This is a genomic window from Faecalicatena sp. (assembly GCF_058819085.1).
In genome coordinates this window covers 55723-77277 of record NZ_JBZUUL010000013.1, presented here as the reverse complement: position 1 = coordinate 77277, position 21555 = coordinate 55723, and the positions used below count along the sequence as shown (strand labels likewise).

Sequence of the window (21555 nt, the reverse complement as noted above, 5' to 3'; positions counted from 1 at the left end):
GGCAGGCAGTGTCAAATAGAATCTCGAATAGAATCTTGAGATTGGCAGTAATTGCACTACGTTCCCCCAAGTGCTATAGTAAAAACAAACGAGAACAAAACAGAGGATCCAATAAGCAGGATGCTTTCAAAGGAGTATGATAGTATGAGTCAGGAAAATCAAACCTGGAAGGAAAAGAAATATTCCTTCTTCAGTCACAGGGAATGTGAGTATTTTCCCTGTCACAAAACGAGTGACCCCGAAAATTTTAACTGCCTGTTCTGTTACTGTCCGTTATATGCACTGGGCGACAGATGCGGAGGTAATTTTCAGTATACGGAAAAAGGCGTAAAGGATTGTACAAACTGTCTTCTGCCGCATAGGAGGGAGAACTATGGGTATGTAACAGGAAAATATCAGGAGATCAAGGAAGTTGCCATGCGGGAACGCAGGGATATCAAAAAACGGTGACCACGTTGTCATTTACACAAAGAAGTATCACCGTGAGAACATCAAAGGCTCATAATATAAGATGGAGGTGCATAAAATGGGTACAGCCAGGATAAGCAGATTACAGATTTTTGAAGAAAAGAAGAAACCAGGCAGGCAGACAGAGACGGTCCGAGTTATAAAAAACAGAGGCATCGCCGGGGATCTGCACTGTATGGATGAGAGTAAGCAGATCAGCATCATGACGGAGGAGGCCTGCCGTTTTTTGGAAACGGAGGAGATAAAGGGGCTTTGTTTTCCGAGATTTAAGGCAAATCTGGTTATGGAAGGACAGATGAAACTGGAGGTCGGGGATCGGATCAGTATAGGCAGCGCAGTTCTTCAGGTCACAGGCAGAAAAGGTCTATGCTTCGATGAATGCAGGCGCCGCCAAAAGGGGATGGACTGCCTGCTTAAGGAATCCTGTTTCTATGCATCTGCTCTTGAGGGGGGAGAAATCCATACAGGTGATCTTTTGGAAAAAGTGGTGACCAGGGATTCTGATGTCCGTAAAGAGGAGGGGGATGCTGATAGAATGAAGGATCGGAATGTTTCTGACTACGTCTGGGAGCGATACACAAGGCAGATGATGGTGCCGGGCATGGGAAGAGAAGCCCAGGAGCGCCTAAAGGAGTCCTCCGTTCTGGTGGTCGGTGCAGGAGGGCTGGGCAGTCCTGTACTCACCGCGCTTGCAGAGGCAGGGGTGGGCCGTATCGGCGTGATGGACGCAGATGTGATAGAATTAACGAATTTAAACCGTCAGTATCTGTATACCCCGGCGGACATTGGGAAGAAGAAGGCCGCCTGTGCAGGTGCGTGGCTTAAGAGATTCCGGCCGGATCTTGAGGTACAGGTCTGGGAGGAGCGTTTGACACAGGAGAATGGTCCCAGGATCCTTATAGATTTTGACCTGGTGATCTGTGCGGTGGACCGGGTAAAGACGCGTCTGATGATCAACCGGATCGCGGCAGAGCTTCATAAACCTCTCATCGACGGAGCCATTGACGGATATTATGGCACTATAACCGCTGTAACAGGGGAAGACGATCCCTGCCTGGCCTGTCTAAACCCCGAGGGAAAGGAGCCGGAGCATGTCAGCAGCTCCATGGGGACGACCACGATGATCGTCGGTGCATTGGAGGCAGGAAGGGCGGTCGCTTATCTCACAGGACAGAAACGAAAGGGCAGCAGTATACTGAGTTATGACGGAATATATGGCACTGTGGAGGAGATCCCGGCATTTCGGAATCCAGAATGTCCGGTATGCGGTCAGACAAGAAGGACAATTTGATAAAAAATTAACATAATTTAACATGAAATATAAAAATTTACAAAAATTTCAAAAATTATCTGGTATTTTTGGGCAACTTATACTATAATATTTACAAGAACAAGTAAATCAACTCCGAGTCCCGGGTTTCTGACGTATGAAGGCCGATAAGCATACGGGAAAGCGGGACCAATGGGTAGCACGGGTAACGGTGCTGCCTGCCTGATTGCAAAGGAGTCCATTATTATGCCGGCCGGCATAGTAATGGATTTTTTTAATGAAGGAGGTATTGGCTAATGGGGAAACAGTTATTGATCAAGCCCGAGAAATGCCTGGGATGCAGAACCTGCGAACTGGTCTGCTCCTTTGGGCACAATGGAGCATTTAATCCGAGGTTTGCCAACGTCAGCATCATGGCGTATGAGGAGGCAGCCATCTGTATTCCGGTGATGTGCATGCAGTGTGAGAACCCGTGCTGCCTGGATGTCTGTCCGGTAGGTGCGATCTCCAGGGATGACAAGGATGCAGTTGTGATCAACCAGGATAAATGCATCGGATGCAAGATGTGTATGAATGCATGTCCTCTCGGCAACATTGGATTTAATACGGAGAGAAGGCAGGTACATAAGTGTGACTTGTGCGGCGGAGACCCGAAATGCGCGAAGTTCTGTCCGACAGGGGCGATTACCTATGAAGATCCGGAAGAGGGAATCGACAGGAAGCGTGCAGTTGCCGACCACTTTAAGGATGTATTCGGAGAGGAGGCAAAAGCATGATGTACGGATATATGGGACAGATCATCAGAGTGAATTTATCAGACGGTACCGTGAAAAAGGAACCGCTGAATATGCAGTCAGCGAAGGATTATGTTGGCGCAAGAGGACTGGGAACGAAGTATTTCTGCGATGAGGTAGATCCGGGGATCGATCCGCTGGGACCGGACAACAAGCTGATCTTTATGACAGGACCGCTTACCGGAACAGCAGCTTCCTGCAGCGGACGTTTTGAAGTCGTAGCGAAAGCTCCGCTTACCGGAACCATAGGCGCAGCCAATTCCGGCGGGCATTTCGGACCGGAGCTTAAGTTTGCCGGATATGACGGGATTATTTTTGAAGGAGTGAGTGACCATCCGGTTTATCTGTATATCAACGATGATGTGGTAGAGCTTCGGGATGCGGATGAACTGTGGGGCAGGACCGTATATGATACGACAGATGAACTGAATCAGATCTGTGGTCCGTCTTTCAGGATTTCCTGTATCGGACCGACAGGCGAGAATTTATGTCTGTATGCGGGCGTTATGAATGATAAGCACCGCGCGGCAGGCAGAGGCGGAATGGGCGCTGTGATGGGAAGTAAGAAGCTCAAAGCAGTTGCTGTGAAAGGAACGAAGTCCATCTATGTTGCAAGGCCGGAGGGCTTCATGGATGCCATCGAAAATGCGAGAAAGGTCTTAAAAGCACATCCGGTTACCGGAGAAGGACTTGGAGCATATGGAACAGAGATCCTGGTCAACATTATCAATGAATCCGGTGCACTTCCGAAGAACAACGGACGTGACGGATCTGTATATGCAGATGCAGACAATATCTCAGGAGAGGCACTGGCAGAGAAGTATCTGATCCGCAACAAGGGCTGCTTCGGCTGCTGTATCGGCTGCGGACGTGTGGTAGATATCCCGGACGGACCGTTCAAGTCCAGAGGGGAAGGACCGGAGTATGAGGCAGGCTGGTCCTTTGGTGCAGACTGCGGAATCGACGATCTGGAAGCAGTATGTAAGGCAAACTTCATCTGTAATGAGTATGGATTTGACCCGATCACACTGGGTGCGACCATTGCCTGTGCCATGGAATTATTCGAAGCAGGCTATCTGACAGAGGAAGATACCGGCGGGATCCCGATCCGTTTCGGCGATGCACCGACCATGGTGAAGCTGGCAGAGATGACAGGAAAGAACGAGGGATTCGGTTCCCAGCTTGCGATGGGATCCTACCGTCTGGCAGAAAGGTATGGCCATCCGGAACTCTCTATGTCTGTAAAGAAACAGGAGATGCCGGCATATGACGGGCGTGCAATGCAGGGAATCGGACTGGAGTATGCAACCTCCAACCGTGGCGGCTGCCATGTGCGCGGATATATGACCTCACCGGAGGTACTGGGACTTCCTGTTAAGATGGATCCGCTGGTAACAGAAGGCAAGGCATCCATGCTGAAGGTATTCCAGGATCTGACGGCACTGATCGATTCTGTAGGAATCTGTCTGTTCACCTCATTTGCGATCGGACTTCCGGAGGTGGCTGCACAATACCGTGAGGCAGTCGGAAGTGATGAATCGGATGCGGATATCCTGTTAAAGGGTGAGCGTGTATGGAATCTGGAGAAAAAATTTAACATCGCTGCCGGAGTGGAGAAGGATACGCTGCCGCCGAGACTGTTAAGAGAAGAACTGCCGGAAGGGCCTGCAAAGGGCAAGGTCAACGATCTTTATACCATGCTGGCAGAATATTACCAGGTAAGAGGCTGGGATGCCGAAGGTATTCCGACCCCGGAAAAGGAACAGGAATTAGGTTTATAAGAACATGAATGCGGCAGAGGAGTGATCTTCTGCCGTATAAAAAAGGAGAGGAAGCAATGCAGATCAAGTTTTTTGCTTATCTCAGAGATTATACCGGCTGCAAGACGACCGATTTTCCATATGAGGAGGATCTATATCATCTGGCTCATTCCCTGTGTGATGTCTATGGAGATAAGCTGAGGAAAAAAATGCTTACGCCTGACGGGGAGGAACTGGGAGAAGAGATCATTATTCTGGTCAACGGAAGGCATGTGGCACATCTGGGAGGAATCCATGCAAAGCTTCTTCCGGATGATGTAGTATCGATTTTCCCTGTTGTTGCAGGCGGGTAAAGGTGGTGGAATTGTGGAAGTATCCATAGAGAGTATCGAGAAGATCATTCATTCTTATGAATGCAGCCAGAGACATGCGCTGGCAATTATGCAGGATATGCAGAGGACTTACCAGTATGTGCCGAGAGAGGGTATGGAAGCGCTTGCAGGGTATCTGGGCTGTCCGGTGTCTGCCTTATATGCCATGGCTACTTTTTATAAGGCGCTTAGTCTGGTACCCAAAGGCGAACATATCATCAAATGCTGTGACGGTACGGCCTGTCATATCAGGGGGGCATCTACTCTGATCGACGGGGTGAGAAGAGAACTGGGCATCGGGCCGGGTGAGACGACAGAGGACGGATTTTTCTCCTTCGAGACGGTGAACTGCCTGGGCTCCTGTGCGCTGGCACCGGTGCTGGTGGTGGATGACGTGTATTATGGAAAGGTAACGCTTGAGAAACTAAAAGAGATTTTAAATGATGTCCGGAAAGGTGGTGCTGCATAGATGGAGAAGCAGATTCTGATATGCTGTGGTACCGGGTGCCGGGCGAATGGCAGTATGAAGGTTGTGGAGGCGTTAAATGAGGCCGCCTGTGAGAAATGTGCGGCTGCTCAGATCATCGCGGACGTGAAGACGACCGGATGCAACGGGTTCTGTGAGAATGGTCCCATTGTAAAGATCCTGCCGGATAATCTGGTATATTATAAGGTAAAACCTGAGGATGCCCGGGAGATCATAGAAAAGACGGTGATTGGCGGGGAGGAGATCCCTCGCCTGATGTATAAGGATGATACCGGGACAAGGGTACGCTCCCAGGAGGAGAATCCTTTCTATGCCCACCAGGAAAAGGTGGCGCTTAGACATATCGGACGGATCGACCCGGAGAATATTGAAGATTATCTAAGGGAAGGAGGATATGAGGCACTGAAAAAGGCGGTGTCCATGTCAGCCGATGAGATCATCACAGAAGTCGAGAAGTCAGGGCTGCGCGGAAGAGGCGGAGCAGGATTCCCGGCAGGAAGAAAGTGGCGGACCGCGGCTTCTTATGAGACCTTCCCGAAATATGTAGCATGCAATGGAGATGAGGGCGATCCGGGAGCCTTTATGGACCGTTCCATTCTGGAAGGAGATCCCCACTGTGTGATAGAAGGGTTAGCGATCGCGGCAGTGGCGGTAGGCGCCGAGGAAGGCTTTTTCTATATCCGTGACGAGTATGATCTGGCAGTGAAGCACATTAAGAAGGCGATCCGGGATGCCGAAGCAAGGGGAATCATCGGAGAGTCGGTTATGGGATCCGCGCATAAGCTAAAGCTTACGGTAGTCCGGGGCGGCGGTGCATTCGTCTGTGGGGAGTCCACGGCACTGATGGCGTCCATCGAGGGCCGGGTAGGAGAGCCGAGGGCTAAGTATATCCGTTCCGTGCAGAGAGGATTGTGGAACCAGCCCACTGTTTTAAACAATGTGGAGACGCTGGCAAATATCCCGGTCATCATCAGAGACGGCGGGGAGAAGTTTGCACAGCTCGGAACCAGGGGCAGCAGCGGGACAAAGGTATTTGCCCTGGTAGGAAAGGTCAAAAGGACCGGGCTTGTTGAGGTGCCCATGGGAAGCACGCTGCGCCACCTGATCTATGATATCGGCGGCGGAATTTTAAACAACCGTGCCTTTAAGGCGGTACAGACAGGCGGTCCGTCAGGGGGTTGTATCCCGGAATCCATGCTGGATCTGGAGGTAGATTTTGATTCTCTGGCAGAGTATGGGGCCATGATGGGATCCGGCGGTATGATCGTTATGGATGACAGAAGCTGTATGGTGGAGGTTGCCCGGTATTATACTAATTTCCTGTGTGAGGAAAGCTGCGGAAAGTGCACCCCGTGCCGTGAGGGCTTAAGAAGAATGCTGGAGATCCTGACCGATATCTGCGAAGGCAGAGGAAGGGAAGGAGACATCGAACTTCTGGAGGATTTAGGCCATGCGATGCAGGATGCGTCCCTGTGCAGTCTCGGAAAAACCGCGGCCAATCCGGTACTGACTACGATCCAGTATTTCAGGGAGGAGTATGAGGCACATATCCGTGAGAAGAGATGTCCGGCAGGTGTGTGCAAGGAGCTGACCAGATTCGCGATCCTGTCTGATAAATGTATCGGCTGTGACATGTGTGCAAGAGGATGTCCTGCGGATGCGATCAGTGGGAATAAGAAAGAAGTACATGTCATCGATCAGGCGAAGTGTATCGCCTGCGGAAGCTGCAGGGAGGCATGTAAGTTTGATGCGGTTGTGACCCTGGGAAGAAATGATACCGCAGAAAGGGGGCAGCAGGCATGATAGAGATTACGATCAACGGTAAAGTCTGTACCTGTGAAAAAGGAGAATTTCTTCTTGAAGTTGCCAGAAGAAATGGATTTTATATCCCCACGCTGTGCCATCATCCCGGGCTTTCGGAGCAGGGATGCTGCAGGGTATGTCTGGTAGAAGTTGTGGAAAAGGGAAGAAGTAAGATCGTGGTATCCTGCGTATATCCTGTGGAACGTCCCTGTGAAGTCTATACGGACAGCGAACGGGTGAAAAAGGACCGGGGTGCGGTCCTGATGCTGCTGGCGAAAAGAGCACCACAGAGTGCAGAGATCGCGGCTTTATGCAGCCACTATGGAGCCATGGATGGCAGCCGTTTTCAGCCCATTGAAGGAGAAAAGTGTATCATGTGCGGACTCTGTGCAAGAGCCTGTGCAAGCCTGGGAACCGGAGCCATCTCCACAGTCATGAGGGGAACTTCGAAGAAGATATCGACTCCCTATGATGAGCCAAGCAGCGCCTGCATCGGCTGCTTAAGCTGCGTGAAGGTCTGTCCGACGAATGCCATCGCTTTTGAGGACGGCCCTGATAAGAGAAGGATCTGGGGACGGGAGTTTGAACTGGTACACTGTCAGGAATGCGATGCAGTGGTAGGCACAAGGGAAGAAATCGAATATGCTGCGGCCCGCTCTGGCGAGGAGCCAAAGGAGCTCTGCCCGGAGTGCAAAAAGAAAGACATGGCGGATGTGCTGGCGCATACCTATGGGACCCGGTAAGATCTGTAAGGCACATAGAAGATAGGAGAGCGATTCATTGAAGATAAGAGCGGTCAGAGACTAAAACGCTGCCGGGAAATGTAAGAAGGGAGGTGTAAATAAGGCCGGCGGCATTTTAAATATATCACAGCAGACTTGAAAATTACATATCGGTTGCAGGAATTCGAGCCTGGCTGTCTAAAGCGGCGGTGTAGTCATGACAGCAGGCCAATGGGTGCTTTTTGAAAAGAGGGCGCCTTCCGTATTTGAAAAGAATATCCGCAGAAAATTTATCAGGTATATTTTGCGTGGTCTTCTTTTTCAGAGGCCATTTTTTTGTGGAATAGAACACTCTATTTCCGATCAAAAGGATGGCAGGATTATGTAATAAACAGTGCTGAAAAGGAGGAAAAATTTATGAAGAAAAAAGTTTTGGCAGTAATGCTCGTAATGGCAATGGGAGTTGGACTCGTCGCATGCGGCGGCCCGAAAGAGGAGAAAAAGGAAGATACGAAGACAGAGGCACCAGACGATACCCAAAAGGATGCAGCGAAGGACACTGCGAAAGATGAGGGCAGTGACAAGGGTAAACTGATGATGGCAACTACCACAAGCACGGAGGATACGGGGCTTCTGGATTATCTAAAGCCGATCTTTAAAGAGGATACCGGATGGGACTTAGAATGGAGCGCCGTAGGGACAGGAGAGGCCTTAAAGATGGGAGAGAACGGGGACGTAGATGTGGTGCTCGTTCATGCAAAGTCCAGCGAGGAGGAATTCCTCGCAAACGGCTTTGGAGTCGAGAGATTTCCGGTGATGTACAATGATTTTATCGTCATCGGGCCAAAGGAGCCGATCGCAAAGACCGATGATATCAATGCGGTATTTACCCAGATCATCAACGACCAGCTTCCGTTCGTATCCAGAGGAGACGATTCCGGCACAGATAAGAAGGAAAAGAAGATCTGGGCGGCACTGGAGCTTGACCCGTCCGCAGACCCGAATTATATCGAATCCGGACAGGGCATGGGCGCTACCATTACCATGGCAGACGAGCAGAAGGCTTACTGCCTGACTGACAGGGGTACCTGGTTAAAACAGAGCAAGGATGCCACACTTAAGAGTGAGCTTGACATTGTCTGCGAAGGAGATAAGAATCTGCTGAACCAGTATGGCGTGATCGCTGTGAATCCGGAGAAATATCCGGAAGTAAATAACGAGGGAGCGAACGATTTTATCAAATGGATCTGCTCTGACAAGATACAGAAACTGATCGGGGAATATGGAATCGATGAATATGGACAGGCATTATTTACGCCGAACGCGGGAACTGATTCATAGACAGGAGGAAAAGGCGGATGATAGAGTGGCTGAAAAGTGTGATATCAGATCCGGGAATTATAAGTGCCGTCAAGGTGACATTTACGATGGCAGTCTGTTCTACCGCAATATCATCTGTACTGGGGATCATGCTGGGGCTTCTGCTTGAGAAGTTCCAGTTTTCGGGGAAGAAGGTGATCGTGAGGATCAACCGGACATTGATGGGAGTGCCTCCGGTGGTCGTAGGTCTGGTGGTATATCTCCTGATCATGCGCAGGGGGCCCTTAGGCCCTCTGTCTCTTCTGTTTACCATGAAGGGGATGGTGATCGCACAGACGCTGATCATCACTCCGATCATTTGCGGGATGATCTATTCTTATGCCAGAAAATCGGCGCCGGGCATCCGTATCTTTGCTGTGACGATGGGGGCCAGCCGTTTTCAGACGGCACTCCTTACGATCCGTGAGATGAGGCGGGAGATCTACTTCTGCATGGTGACCGGATTCGGCCGTTCCATCAGTGAAGTGGGGGCGGTCATGCTGGTGGGCGGCAATATCAAGGGCAGGACGCGGACTATGACCACAACGATCTCGCTTTTAAAAAGCCAGGGGATCTTTACAGAGGGGGTCGCGCTTGGAGTTCTCCTTCTAGTGATGGCATTCGTCTTGCAGTGGGTCTGCGACATGCTCCAGAAAGAGGAGGAGCAGGATGAGAATTACTAATTTGGAAAAGACGGTCGGAAAGTTCCGTTTGGAAGTGGACGACTTATATATAGAGCCGGGGAAAATTCATGGGATCGTCGGTCCGAATGGCTGCGGAAAGACGGTATTTTTAAAAACGGCGGCAGGAATATGGAAACCGGACCGCGGCAGTATCGATTATGAAGGGCTGAACATGCGGGAAATCACCATGATGCTGCAGAGACCTTATCTAATGGACACATCGGTCTACCAGAACCTGATCTACCCTCTTACCATCCGAAAGATCCGGCCGGATGAACAGCAGATCGACGGGCTGCTTGAAAAGGCCGGACTTCTGAGCCAGAAGAAGCAGTATGCGAAGTCTCTCTCCAGCGGGGAGCGGCAGAAGCTGTCATTTCTGCGGGCGCTGATCTTCCGTCCGAAACTGATCATGGTAGATGAGACATTATCCAATCTGGACCCGGAAAGCGAAAAACTATTTGAAGAAATGATCCTGGAAGTGCAGAAAAAGGAGCCTGTTACGTGGCTGATCGTGAATCATCAGCTGGATCATATTTATCAGATCTGTGATGAGATCCACTATATGGAAAAAGGAAGGTTTGTAAAATCATGAAATTGCTGAATGTAGATACGGTGGAGGAGGCCCGCCGGAAGATTTTAAGGGCCATGGGAGATCCGGTGCCAAAGATCATGGAAAAAGAGCTTCTGGATGCGGGAGGGTTTGTGCTGGCCCAGGATATCTGTGCAGGAGAAAATGTACCGTTTTTCAGGAGATCCTCGGTGGACGGCTACGCGGTGTGTTCGGCGGACACAGGGGGCGCGGGAGAGAGTATCCCAGTCTTTTTAAAGGTCATCGGCGAGGTGGAAATGGGGAAGGCGGCGGACGTGCCTGTTACACCGGGGACCTGTGTGTATGTACCCACCGGAGGCATGATCCCTGAGGGGGCCGACGGTGTCGTGATGGTGGAGTACTGCGAATTGTTTTCTGATACCGAGGCGGCAGTCTACCAGTGTGTAGCGGCAGGGGCCAACATCGTGGAGGCCGGAGATGACATGAAACAAGGGGAGAAGGTTCTTACAAAGGGCACGAGGCTTACCCCGCCCGCCATCGGCGTCCTGGCTTCTTTAGGGATCACCCGGGTAAATGTCTACCGTCCCTGGAGGATTACCATCCTTTCCACAGGAGATGAGCTGACAGCGCCCGGACAGACCCCAAAGATGGGGCAGGTGAGGGATATCAACACCTACGGGCTTTATGCCATGGCAGAAAAACTGGGCTTTTGTGTGGCAGGCCATGAGGTGCTAAAGGATGAACGTGCTCTTTTGCTGAAAAGTGCCGCAAGGGCCATGAAAGACAGTGATATCGTCGTTGTTTCCGGGGGAAGCTCCCAGGGGAAAAAGGATGAGACCAATTCCGTCATCGACGAACTTGCCAGTGAAGGTGCATTTACCCACGGGCTTGCCCTAAAGCCGGGAAAGCCTACCATTCTCGGATATGACAGGACAACAAAGACCCTTCTGGCGGGACTGCCGGGACATCCCACGGCTGCCATGCTGGTCTTTGAACTGCTGGTGGGCTGGCTGTGGCGTGCGGTGACCGGAGAAAAGGAACCCTATCCGTGGACCGCAGAGATCTCCACCAACCTTCCCGCTGCACCGGGTAAACTGACCTGTCAGCTGGTGCAGTTAAAGAGAGAGGAAGAAGGAAAGCTTGTGGCGTATCCGGTGTTCGGCCGCTCCGGTCTGATCAGTACGCTGTCCAGGGCGGACGGGTATATCCTGATCGAGGAGAATAAAGAAGGATTAAAAAAGGGCGAGCAGGTGTCTGTATTTGAAATCTAGATAAGCTACATGACCCGAAGGAGGAGTTTATGGGAAAACGCAATTTATACTTAAAAACGATACCGGTGAATGAGGCGCAAAAGCTGTACAGGGAGGCGGTACAAAAGCTTGCGGTACAAAAGACAGAGGTTCTGCCTGTGGAGGATTCTCTCGGACGGATGACGGCAAAGGCGGTCTATGCCAGATGCTGTTCTCCTCTGTTTAATGCGGCAGCCATGGACGGGATCGCAGTGGTATCCAGACAGACGAAAGGCGCCTCACAGGAAAATCCGCTCACTCTTGTAAAAGGCACGGATTTTCAGATCGTAGATACAGGGGATCCGGTCCGTCCTCCTTATGATGCGGTGATCATGGCAGAGGATCTGCTGGAGGTGGATGAGGACCGGGTGCAGATATTGGAGGCGGCGGGCGGATGGCAGCACGTGCGGCCCATCGGCGAGGATATCGTGGCAGGAGAGATGCTGCTCCCCGGAGGTCATAAGATCCGTCCCATCGATATCGGCGTGTTATTAAGCGGCGGGATCCTTAATGTGGAGGTCGTGAAAAAGCCAAGGATCGGACTGATCCCCACAGGAACGGAGATCATTGAGCCGGATCAGAGCCCGAAGGAGGGCGATATCATCGAGTCCAACAGCCGGATGTTTGCGGCCATGGCTGTGACCTACGGCGGAATCCCGCATCGCTATCCTCCGGTGGAGGATGATTATGAGAAGATCAAGTCTGCCATCCGGGAGGCACTCTCTGAAAACGATATCGTGGTGGTGAATGCCGGATCCAGTGCGGGAACAGAGGATTATACGGTTCATATTTTAAGGGAAATGGGTGAGGTCTTAGTCCACGGCGTTGCGATCAAGCCGGGCAAGCCTGTGATTTTAGCCATCGTCGAGGGCAAGCCTGTCATAGGCCTTCCGGGATATCCGGTATCTGCATATATCGACTTTGAGAATTTTGTCAGGCCGGTCATGGATCTGATGTCGGGAGAACGAAGTCCTGCCGGGCATACTGTGGAGGCGGTCCTTTCCAAGCGGCTGGTGTCTTCCTTAAAGCATCAGGAATATGTCCGGGTCAAGGTGGGGAAGGTCGGTGACAAACTGATCGCCTCTCCGCTGGCAAGAGGTGCAGGAGCAGCTATGAGTCTGGTGCGGGCGGACGGATTCTGCATCATCGGACAAAACAGTGAAGGGATCGAGGCCGGGGAGACGGTGGAAGTCGAATTATACCGAAGCCTGGAAGAGATCGAGCATACAGTAGTGTCCATTGGAAGCCATGACCTGATTCTGGACTTCCTGGCAGATCTGATGCCGCTTTCCTATCCGGGAAGCTTCTTATCCAGCACCCATGTGGGAAGTATGGCCGGACTGATGGCATTAAAGCGGGGGGAGACGCATATCGCACCGACTCATCTTCTCGATGAGGAAACGGGGATCTATAATATTTCCTATCTTCAGAAGCTTTTCCAGGGACAGGAGATGGCGTTGATCAAGGGTGTGAAGCGTATCCAGGGGATCCTGGTCCAAAAGGGGAATCCGAAAGGAATCCGGGGAATCGAAGACTTGACCCGGGTCACCTATGTCAACCGCCAGCGGGGAGCCGGGACCAGAGTGCTGCTTGACTACAAGCTAAAGACCGCGGGAATCCGACCGGAAGAGATTGACGGTTATGACAAGGAGGCAGCAACCCATATGGCTGTGGCCGCGCTGGTAAAAAGCGGCGGGGCGGATGCCGGAATGGGAGTCTGCTCGGCGGCCCGTGCGATGGATCTTGACTTTATCCCTGTGGGGGAAGAGGAATATGACTTCGCCGTCCGCAGAGAGTCTTTAGAGCTTTTGGAAGTCAAAGAGTTCCTGGAAGTGTTAAAAAGCAGCGAGTTTCGCGAAAAGGCAGAAGCAGCCGGAGGATACAGCCTTGAGAGTACGGGGAAGATCGTACTGCTGTAGGAGCCGGACGTGATATTTGCAGCAAAAGGGGTGACACTCTGTGGAAAGTAACAGAATTGTCTGAATGAAAAACTGCGTCCGATAGAAAGCTTTTTTCGGACGCAGTTTTTGTTGTAAAAGCAGCAGCCTGCTGCTACCAGGGCGTTCATCCCGTGGCGCAGTCTGCGGGATGGTCGTTTTCGCAGACCTGACTGTGATATTTTTCAATCTCTTTCTCCCAGAATGCCTGGTCTTTGACACCGGTATAAGGATCTGCAACCAGCTGTCCGTCACGGTTTAAGAACAGGGTAGTAGGTGTTTCGGGATATTTGCTGAGTATTTGCTGGTCCAGCTCTTTAGTGTCTAACAGATGGACATAGTTGGCATCAGTCTCTGCGATGACTGCAAGGGCATCCTTGTCTCGTTTCTGCGTAATGCCCCGGATCACTCCTACGATCTGAACTCCTTTTCCAAAATATTGACCGGAAATTGTGGAAAAAGCTTTCATCTCATCCTTACAGGATTCACAGGATGGGTCCCAGATGTTGATCACGGTCAGCTCTGCATCCTGGAGGAGATTGGTCAATTCTGTTCCGGTTCCATCAGATTTCATGATTTTAAAATTCTCAAAGGTAGTATCTGAATCTGGGGCGGCGGCAGTCTTGAGTTTTGTTTCCTGCGACGGCTTAGTCTTTGCAGTGTCCTCTGCTTTTGGACGATTGCCGCAGGCAGTCAGTGATAATGCTGCGATCAACAGTGCTGCTAAAAAGGCCGGTTTTTTCTTCATGAAGGGTTCACCTCTTTCTGTAATTACTATGTGTACAGTTTATACTGTAATGATAACAGTTACAGAATGGTATGTCAAGGAAATTAAGGAAATTTGTAGAAAAAGTTTTACCTAAAGGGGATATTCATAGATCATTCTATGAACCATACAGATAAGACGTATGATATAGAAATGGTGTAAAAGGATCAGCAGGAATCTTCCACGAGTCTTGTATTCGTGATATAATACATACAAATTGAAAATACTAATTAAGCCTAATAAAGGTATCATCAGTCAGGCGAAGGAGGCAGATCATGATGGAAATGAAAAGTGTTGCATTAATCGGGCTTGGAGCAATGGGGGTATTTTTTGCACCCCGTCTGGAAGAACATCTGGGAAGAGAAAATTTTTGTGTGATCGCACAGGGCAGGAGAAAGGAACGTCTGGAAACTAAGGGTGTGACTGTCAACGGGGAGAATTACCGGTTTCCTATCTGTGCGCCTAAGGATGGTACACCGAAGGATCTGGTCATCATGGCGGTAAAAGATATGGGGCTGGATCAGGCGATCGAGGATATCCGGGAGTTTGTGGGAGAGAAGACGCAGATCCTATGTGTTATGAATGGTGTGGACAGTGAGGAGCGTGTCGCAGCAGTCTATGGCTGGGATCATGTCCTGTATTCCTATATGAGGATGTCCATTGTCATGAAGAATGGCAGGGCTGATTTCGATCCTTACTGGGGAAAGCTTTATTTTGGTGAGGCAAAGAACGAGACACTGACAGAACGGGTCCGGGCAGTCAGCGATCTGATGGAATACTGCGATATTCCCTATAAAGTGGAGAAGGATATGATGTGGGGGCTTTGGTTCAAGTACATGTGCAACGTAGGCGAGAATTTGACCTGTGCAATGCTGGGGATCCCGTTCGGGATGTTTCGGGACAGCGAACCGGCCAATGAGATCCGCTGGGCAGCGATGAAGGAGGTCCAGGCAGTAGCACAGGCAAAGGGGATCATCATCACAGAGGAGCAGATGCGTAAGCAGTATGAGACGATCTGCAGGATCCCGTATGAGAATAAGCCGTCCACCCTGCAGGATCTGGAGGCAAAGAAGAAAACGGAGATCGAGATGTTTGCAGGAAGCATGGTGAGAATGGGAAAAGAGCTGGGAATCGAGACCCCTGTATGCTGGGTATTTTTGCAGGCAGTCAGGGTGCTTGAGGAGAAGAACGAGGCGGCGCAGAAAAGAAGATAAGGAGCTAAGACGTATGATCAATTACTCGGAAAATGAAGGAAAGCAGTATCATATCCAGGTCGGCAGAGGGGATGTGGGCAGATATGTCATCCTGCCGGGAGACCCCAAAAGATGTGCACTGATTGCCAGATATCTGGATTCACCGGTACTGATGGCAGACAGCAGAGAATATGTGACCTATACAGGGACCCTGGATGGAGTGAAGGTGAGCGTGACATCTACCGGGATCGGCGGACCATCAGCATCCATCGCCGTGGAGGAGCTGGTCATGTCAGGGGCCGACACCTTTATTAGGATCGGAACCAGCGGCGGGATGGATATTGAGGTGCAAAGCGGGGATCTGGTGATCGCCAATGGAGCCATCCGGGCGGAGGGGACCAGTAAGGAATATGCGCCGATCGAATTCCCGGCGGTACCGGATTTTGGCGTTACGAATGCACTTGTAAAGGCAGCAAAGAAGCTTTCTATGCCGTATCATGTGGGAGTAGTCCAGTGCAAGGATTCCTTCTATGGACAGCATTCACCGGAGACGAAGCCGGTGGGATATGAGCTGCTTGACAAATGGGATGCATGGGTAAAACTAGGATGCAAGGCCTCAGAGATGGAGTCAGCGGCTCTGTTTATCGTGGCAAGCAGCTTAAAGGTACGTGCAGGCTCCGTACTTCTTGTTCTGGCAAATCAGGAACGGGCGAAGCGGGGGATGGAAAACCCGGTCGTGCATGATACGGATGCGGCGATCCGCGTGGCAGTAGAGGCGGTAAGAGAGCTGATCAAAATGGATGAGGCACAGGCGGCAGACCAAAGTAAATAAGGAGCTGGCAGGATACCAGGAAGAAAGGGGGATGCAGGATGCTGCAGACAGAAGAATTGATCCGCCAGGCGGTGGAAGCGATGCTAAAGGCTTATGCCCCGTACTCCGGGTTTAAAGTGGGAGCTGCGCTGCTTGCGAAGAACGGGAGTGTTTACCAGGGCTGCAATATAGAAAATGCGGCATACACGCCCAGCAACTGTGCGGAGAGGACCGCATTTTTCAAGGCTGTGAGTGAAGGGGTGAAGGAGTTTGAGGCGATCTGCATCGTCGGGGGGAAGGACGGAGTACTGTCTGGATTTACGGCGCCCTGCGGTGTATGCAGGCAGGTCATGACAGAATTCTGTGATCCGGCAGAATTTAAAGTGATTCTGGCGGACAGTTTAGAACATTACGAGATTTTTACCCTGGCGGAGTTATTTCCGATGGGATTTGGACCGGCAGATCTTGCGTAATAAAAAATACCGATGCAGGGCAGGTGATTTCTGCCCTGTACCGGTATTTTTATATACGGAATCTTTATGTACAAAGTCTGGAGTACACGATCCTGGTCTACGTGTTAAATAGCATCAGCAATCCGGGCATGCAGTTCCCTGATCGGGATGTCAAGCGCCACTGAAAATTCATAATCGATGAGCTTAGTTACCTTCTGGAGGTATCTGTCATCGCTGACACAGAGGTGCTTTCCATTTTTGATACGCCGGTCTTTTTCCAGCAGTATGCCTTTGAACATCTTAAGTCTTGTGAGGCAGCAGCCGTTCTTTAAGACATCCAGATATTCCTTATCACGCAGCTTTGCATTCGGATTGTACTGTCCTTCCAGGCCAGGGAGCTTCGCCAGACAGCATTTGGCCGTTTCTTTCGAAATGACCCGGCGGAGCTTGGACTCGTGGGCAAGTGTGACATAAACCACATTTTTAGAATTCTCGATGGATTCTAAAGTATAGTACTTTCGGTCTGATGTGATAAAATCAGGAATGCCGATATCTTTAATCTGGTACAGGTCGCCATTTTCATAAACTACAATTTCATTGATCTGATACATTCTTCACCTTTACTTTCTATAGAATGACTAAAAAGGAATAAGCTGCGTTGTTACTGCGAAAGAGTAACCAAACGTAGCTTATTTATATATTATAGCACAAAATGAGCTCTTTTTGTTCTTTTAATTTCCGTAATCCATAAAAATCCATAGAGAGCTGCGTGTTCACTGCAAAAGGCACCGGTACATGTGGGGATTTTTCCTTCCTTTTCTTGACATGAGATGAAAATATACATATAATAGTTGTGTTTGGCAACTGTTGTATTTTACAACAATCAAGATCTGCAGCTATTCTGTAAGGAATCTGTTATTGAAAGTCTATAATTAAGAATCCGAAGCAATAGAATTGAAAATTTAACACAGATAGAAGGAGTAAGCATGAAGAATCATTATGTAAGTATTATCAGGCGGGGAGAACTTTCCTACATACGAAGTGAGCTGGAGCAGTTTGGACTTAGCCCTCTGGAGGGGCGGCTGATTGGTCTGTTAAAGGACCGCTGCTGCAGTCAGGAGGAGCTGGGGACTTGTCTGGATCTGGATAAAGGGCGCATTGCGAGGGCGATTTCCATGTTAGAGGCGAAGGGGCTGGCATGCAGAAATACGAATGACCAGAACCGCCGCAAAAAGCTTGTCTCTTTGACGGAGAAGGGGGACGGGATGTATGGTAAGATCTGTGAGATCTATGAGGCCTGGAATCAGATTTGTTACCAGGGATTTACAGAAGAAGAAAAGAGACTGAATCATGAGTTTATAAAAAGAATCTCTCAAAATGTACAGGATTACAAGAAAGAGAATGGAGGAAGAAAGAATGGTTAAAAATCTTACAGAGGGCAGACCCTTGAAGCTCTTGTTTTTCTTTGCGCTGCCGATGGTGCTGGGAAATCTGTTCCAGCAGCTTTATAATATGGTGGATTCGATGGTCGTGGGGAAATTCGTGGGTGAGGATGCTCTGGCAGCAGTAGGCTCTTCCTTCCCGGTGGTATTCTTGGCGGTAGCAGTCGCAGCAGGGCTGTCCATGGGCTGTACGGTCGTCATCTCCCAATTGTTCGGTGCAGGACAGATCAAGGAGATGAAGACGACCATTTCCACGGCTCTGATCGCGTTAGGTGTGATCGGCCTGTTGATCATGGGGGTGGGAGAGCTGATTTCTTCCCCACTCTTAAAAATCCTGGGGACAGACCCGGATATCATGGCAGATTCACTGACCTATCTGCGGATCTATTTTGGCGGAGCGGTATTCCTGTTTTTGTATAATACTCTAAACGGTATCTATAATGCACTTGGTGACAGTAATACACCGCTGAAATTCCTGATGGTCTCTGCACTGACGAATATCGGACTGGATCTTTTATTTGTCATCCGTTTTCATATGGGGGTCGCAGGCGTGGCCTGGGCAACCCTGATCGCGCAGGGAATGTGTGCGGTGATCTCGTTCTTTGTCCTGTATCGAAGAATCGGAAGAATGGAAAACGAACCAATCTATGCAGATGTAAAACCAGGACTGTTCGAGATGGCAGCGGCAAAGCGGATCGCGAAGGTGGGGGTTCCGTCTATGATCCAGCAGTCCATTGTCTCACTGAGCATGATGCTGATGCAGGGACTGGTTAATTCTTATGGAAAGGTGTTTGTGGCAGGTTATACGGCGGCTACCAAGATCGATACTCTGGCAATGATGCCGAATATGAACTTTTCCAATGCCATGTCCAGTTATACGGCGCAGAATATCGGAGCTGGAAAAGATGAGCGGGTCACAGAAGGATATAAAGCAAGCCTGTTTATGGTTCTGATCTTTTCCGTGATCATTACAGTGATCATCTTTTTATTCGGTCCGAATCTGCTGGGGCTTTTCCTGAATGCAGGATCTGCAGGCAGTGCCATGGCGTATGGTCTGAAATACATGAAAACAGTATCAGTATTTTATGTTCTGATGGGCTTCATGTTTGTGGGAAACGGTCTGCTCCGCGGGGCAGGAGATATGGGGGCATTCATGCTAAGCTCCATCTCCAACCTGTTTGTGCGTGTGGCTATCGCATATCTGCTGGCTCACTTTATCGGGTCCAGTGCCATCTGGTGGTCTATACCGATTGGCTGGGGCGTGGGTGCCATCTTCTCATTTCTGCGTATTAAAAGCGGAAAATGGAAGGCAAAGCGTCTTCTGGATAAGTAAACGTTATAATATGGTGATCTGGAGTTATTTTCAGATTGTAGAATTCCCCTGGATAGGATAAGATATATCTCAGGGGGATTTTCATTGTACACGTTGTATCACATCGATGGAGGGACATATGATTCGGATATTATTAGTAGAAGACGATGAAAATATTTCATTTGGGGTGAAGGCCGCACTGAGACGCAAAGATTATGAATGTACGTCATGCACGGCCATAGAGGAGGCTAAGAATTTATTCGGGGATTCCTTCCAGTTAGTTCTTCTGGATTTGAATCTGCCGGATGGGACCGGATACGAATTCTGCCGCTGGGTGAAGGAACGCTCGAATACACCGATCATTTTTCTGACGGTCCGGGATGATGTAAAGGATATTACTAAGGGGCTGGACATGGGGGCGGATGATTATATCACCAAGCCGTTTCACATTGCAGTTCTGGAATCCCGGATCGCAGCGGTCCTGCGCAGAGTTCCTGACGGAGCTGATCCTGGAGAGAATCCCAATGTCCTTACCTGTGGAAATATCCGGCTGGACAAGGAGAAGATGGAGGTATGCCTGGACGGCAGTACCGTAGATCTGACAGCTTTAGAATACCGCCTTCTCTATGTAATGCTGGAAAATAAGGGCCGGACTCTGCCGAGGAATCTGATTCTGGAGAAGCTCTGGGATGCAGAAGGAAATTTTGTCAATGACAATACGCTGACCGTTACGGTAAAGCGTCTGCGTAAGAAGCTGCTGGATACAAAGCATATCGTGACAATACGGGGGATCGGATACCGGATGGAGGAATGCGTATGAAACGGCGGGGAATGAAGGCGTTTCTGATCTCCTGTGCCTTCTGGATCTTGCCGGGACTGGCAGGGGGAATTTTGTCCGCAGCATGTTTAAGCGCCCGGGAGTATCAGGAAATGTCGCGCCTGGCGGGAGCTTTAGAGGAGGAAGGAACGATTCCGGCGGCACTGAAAAGAGCGCAGGGAACAGAGGATGTGCATAGGGATGCGGATTCAGGAAAGGATGATATTCCAGGACAGAATACTATTTCAGAAGATGAGGATCTTGCGGAAATTGGGAAGGCATCTCTGGAAAAGCTGGGTTACAGGAAATATGGTAAACTGACCAGAAATCTGCCGTTTACGCTTCTGGTCAATCTGCTTCTTTTTGAGCTTGCCGGGGGTGTCGTGTTTTTTGTGAAAAGAAAAGAAGAGATGTATAACGAGGAACGTATCGAAAAGCTGACGGAATATCTAAAGGCTGTTGACCGGGGCGAGGCGGCAGTGCTTGTGCGGCACGAGGATTCATTTTCCCATCTGGAGGATGAGATTTATAAGACGGTTGCAGAGCTTGCCGGTACGAAAGAGAAAGCGGTGAAGGACCACGAAATCCTTGCGGCCAGAATCGCAGATATTGCCCATCAGCTGAAAACGCCGCTTACTTCGATGTCATTGATGACAGAACTGCTGGAACCGGCAAAGGAGGAGGAACAGGAATATCTGGACAGACTCAGAAACCAGGCAGAGCGTTTGAAAGGCCTGGTGAACGGACTTTTATCACTGGCAAAGTTAGATTCCCATACGATTCAATTTGACAGAGAGCAGATCAAAGTAGAAGAACTGCTTTTGGAGGCGGCAGAACCGCTGCGTGAGCAGATGGCGGCAAGGGGGATCCTTCTTAAGATCGTTCAGGCAGAGGAAACCGTGATCGAGGCGGATGTTCAGTGGACCGCAGAGGCTTTGCTCAATGTGTTGAAAAACTGTGTGGAGCATACCCCGGACGGGGGAAAGATCACGGTCAGCTGTACAAAAAATCCGTTGTATACAGAATTGATGATCGAGGACAGTGGGAAAGGCTTTTCCAAGAGAGATCTTCCACATCTGTTTGAGAGATTTTACAAAGGTGAACAAGGGACAAAGGACAGTGCAGGAATCGGTCTGGCTCTGACGAAACTGATAATAGAAGCACAAAACGGGCAGATCAGTGCAGAAAATACTGCAGACGGACATGCCCGGTTTTGTATTAAGATGTATGCTTCCTGAGTGGATGATTCAGGAAGCATATGCTGCGATA

At 50.0% G+C, this 21555-nt stretch carries 22 protein-coding genes and 2 riboswitches; of the genes, 20 read left to right on the top strand and 2 right to left on the bottom strand.

Features of this window, described 5'->3' with window-relative positions; translation table 11 throughout:
- The first annotated feature begins 144 nt into the window (after positions 1-144).
- The 13 genes from AC4OGX_RS06645 to AC4OGX_RS06585 all read left to right on the top strand — a co-directional run bounded on the left by AC4OGX_RS06645 (position 145) and on the right by AC4OGX_RS06585 (position 13475).
- Complete coding sequence (locus AC4OGX_RS06645) at positions 145-450, top strand: cysteine-rich small domain-containing protein (RefSeq protein ID WP_493329294.1); 306 nt, start codon at positions 145-147, stop codon at positions 448-450.
- Between the two features lie 76 nt (positions 451-526).
- Positions 527-1759, top strand: coding sequence for a ThiF family adenylyltransferase (locus AC4OGX_RS06640; protein WP_493329293.1), 1233 nt, complete (start codon positions 527-529; stop codon positions 1757-1759).
- A gap of 100 nt (positions 1760-1859) precedes the next feature.
- A riboswitch (molybdenum cofactor riboswitch) is annotated at positions 1860-1991 on the top strand.
- Positions 1992-2034: 43 nt separating this feature from the next.
- Entirely contained in the window at positions 2035-2514 is a 480-nt protein-coding gene (locus tag AC4OGX_RS06635; protein WP_493329291.1) for a 4Fe-4S dicluster domain-containing protein, read from the top strand.
- A complete protein-coding gene (locus tag AC4OGX_RS06630) occupies positions 2511-4313 on the top strand; it encodes an aldehyde ferredoxin oxidoreductase family protein (RefSeq protein WP_493329289.1) in 1803 nt (600 codons plus the stop codon). Before AC4OGX_RS06635 ends, AC4OGX_RS06630 begins: the two co-directional genes overlap by 4 nt.
- 56 nt (positions 4314-4369) lie before the next feature.
- Positions 4370-4645, top strand: a complete 276-nt coding sequence (locus tag AC4OGX_RS06625) for a MoaD family protein (RefSeq protein ID WP_493329288.1) — start codon at positions 4370-4372, stop codon at positions 4643-4645.
- A gap of 13 nt (positions 4646-4658) precedes the next feature.
- Entirely contained in the window at positions 4659-5132 is a 474-nt protein-coding gene (locus AC4OGX_RS06620; protein ID WP_493329287.1) for an NADH-quinone oxidoreductase subunit NuoE family protein, read from the top strand.
- Entirely contained in the window at positions 5133-6953 is a 1821-nt protein-coding gene (locus tag AC4OGX_RS06615; protein ID WP_493329286.1) for an NADH-ubiquinone oxidoreductase-F iron-sulfur binding region domain-containing protein, read from the top strand. It begins immediately after the preceding gene.
- Positions 6950-7696: a 2Fe-2S iron-sulfur cluster-binding protein gene (locus tag AC4OGX_RS06610; RefSeq protein ID WP_493329285.1), complete on the top strand. Its 747-nt coding sequence runs from the start codon at positions 6950-6952 to the stop codon at positions 7694-7696. Before AC4OGX_RS06615 ends, AC4OGX_RS06610 begins: the two co-directional genes overlap by 4 nt.
- 149 nt (positions 7697-7845) lie before the next feature.
- Positions 7846-7968, top strand: a riboswitch (molybdenum cofactor riboswitch).
- A gap of 124 nt (positions 7969-8092) precedes the next feature.
- Entirely contained in the window at positions 8093-9016 is a 924-nt protein-coding gene (locus tag AC4OGX_RS06605) for an ABC transporter substrate-binding protein (protein ID WP_493329283.1), read from the top strand.
- 17 nt (positions 9017-9033) lie between these two features.
- Entirely contained in the window at positions 9034-9717 is a 684-nt protein-coding gene (locus tag AC4OGX_RS06600) for an ABC transporter permease (RefSeq protein ID WP_493329281.1), read from the top strand.
- A complete protein-coding gene (locus AC4OGX_RS06595) occupies positions 9704-10309 on the top strand; it encodes an ATP-binding cassette domain-containing protein (protein ID WP_493329279.1) in 606 nt (201 codons plus the stop codon). The genes AC4OGX_RS06600 and AC4OGX_RS06595 overlap by 14 nt, the downstream gene beginning before the upstream one ends.
- Positions 10306-11538 (top strand): molybdopterin molybdotransferase MoeA, encoded by a 1233-nt coding sequence (locus AC4OGX_RS06590; RefSeq protein ID WP_493329277.1) that lies wholly within the window; start codon positions 10306-10308, stop codon positions 11536-11538. The genes AC4OGX_RS06595 and AC4OGX_RS06590 overlap by 4 nt, the downstream gene beginning before the upstream one ends.
- A 29-nt stretch (positions 11539-11567) precedes the next feature.
- Positions 11568-13475 carry a molybdopterin biosynthesis protein gene (locus AC4OGX_RS06585; RefSeq protein ID WP_493329275.1) on the top strand — a complete coding sequence of 636 codons (1908 nt, stop codon included), beginning with the start codon at positions 11568-11570 and terminating at the stop codon, positions 13473-13475.
- A 145-nt stretch (positions 13476-13620) separates the two neighbouring features.
- On the opposite strand, the gene AC4OGX_RS06580 is transcribed toward AC4OGX_RS06585, so the two are convergent.
- Positions 13621-14241 (bottom strand): TlpA disulfide reductase family protein, encoded by a 621-nt coding sequence (locus AC4OGX_RS06580; protein ID WP_493329274.1) that lies wholly within the window; start codon positions 14239-14241, stop codon positions 13621-13623.
- Between the two features lie 293 nt (positions 14242-14534).
- Between AC4OGX_RS06580 and AC4OGX_RS06575 the strand changes: the two genes are divergently transcribed.
- Genes AC4OGX_RS06575 through AC4OGX_RS06565 form a run of 3 tightly spaced genes read left to right on the top strand, consistent with a single transcriptional unit; the run spans position 14535 to position 16736 of the window.
- Positions 14535-15473: a ketopantoate reductase family protein gene (locus AC4OGX_RS06575; RefSeq protein WP_493329272.1), complete on the top strand. Its 939-nt coding sequence runs from the start codon at positions 14535-14537 to the stop codon at positions 15471-15473.
- A gap of 13 nt (positions 15474-15486) precedes the next feature.
- The gene (gene udp / locus AC4OGX_RS06570; protein WP_493329270.1) at positions 15487-16284 is read left to right on the top strand and encodes a uridine phosphorylase; all 798 of its coding nucleotides are present in this window, start codon (positions 15487-15489) and stop codon (positions 16282-16284) included.
- A 38-nt stretch (positions 16285-16322) separates the two neighbouring features.
- A complete protein-coding gene (locus tag AC4OGX_RS06565) occupies positions 16323-16736 on the top strand; it encodes a cytidine deaminase (RefSeq protein ID WP_493329268.1) in 414 nt (137 codons plus the stop codon).
- Positions 16737-16840: 104 nt separating this feature from the next.
- Here AC4OGX_RS06565 and AC4OGX_RS06560 read toward each other — a convergent pair whose 3' ends face one another.
- Positions 16841-17326, bottom strand: coding sequence for a hypothetical protein (locus tag AC4OGX_RS06560; protein WP_493329265.1), 486 nt, complete (start codon positions 17324-17326; stop codon positions 16841-16843).
- 375 nt (positions 17327-17701) lie between these two features.
- Here AC4OGX_RS06560 and AC4OGX_RS06555 point away from each other — a divergent pair, with 375 nt between their 5' ends.
- The 4 genes from AC4OGX_RS06555 (at position 17702) to AC4OGX_RS06540 (ending at position 21524) form a co-directional block, all read left to right on the top strand.
- Positions 17702-18139: a MarR family winged helix-turn-helix transcriptional regulator gene (locus AC4OGX_RS06555; protein WP_493329263.1), complete on the top strand. Its 438-nt coding sequence runs from the start codon at positions 17702-17704 to the stop codon at positions 18137-18139.
- A complete protein-coding gene (locus tag AC4OGX_RS06550) occupies positions 18132-19490 on the top strand; it encodes an MATE family efflux transporter (protein ID WP_493329261.1) in 1359 nt (452 codons plus the stop codon). Before AC4OGX_RS06555 ends, AC4OGX_RS06550 begins: the two co-directional genes overlap by 8 nt.
- Before the next feature lie 118 nt (positions 19491-19608).
- Positions 19609-20289 carry a response regulator transcription factor gene (locus AC4OGX_RS06545; protein WP_493329260.1) on the top strand — a complete coding sequence of 227 codons (681 nt, stop codon included), beginning with the start codon at positions 19609-19611 and terminating at the stop codon, positions 20287-20289.
- Positions 20286-21524 (top strand): sensor histidine kinase, encoded by a 1239-nt coding sequence (locus tag AC4OGX_RS06540; RefSeq protein WP_493329259.1) that lies wholly within the window; start codon positions 20286-20288, stop codon positions 21522-21524. Before AC4OGX_RS06545 ends, AC4OGX_RS06540 begins: the two co-directional genes overlap by 4 nt.
- Positions 21525-21555 lie beyond the last annotated feature (31 nt).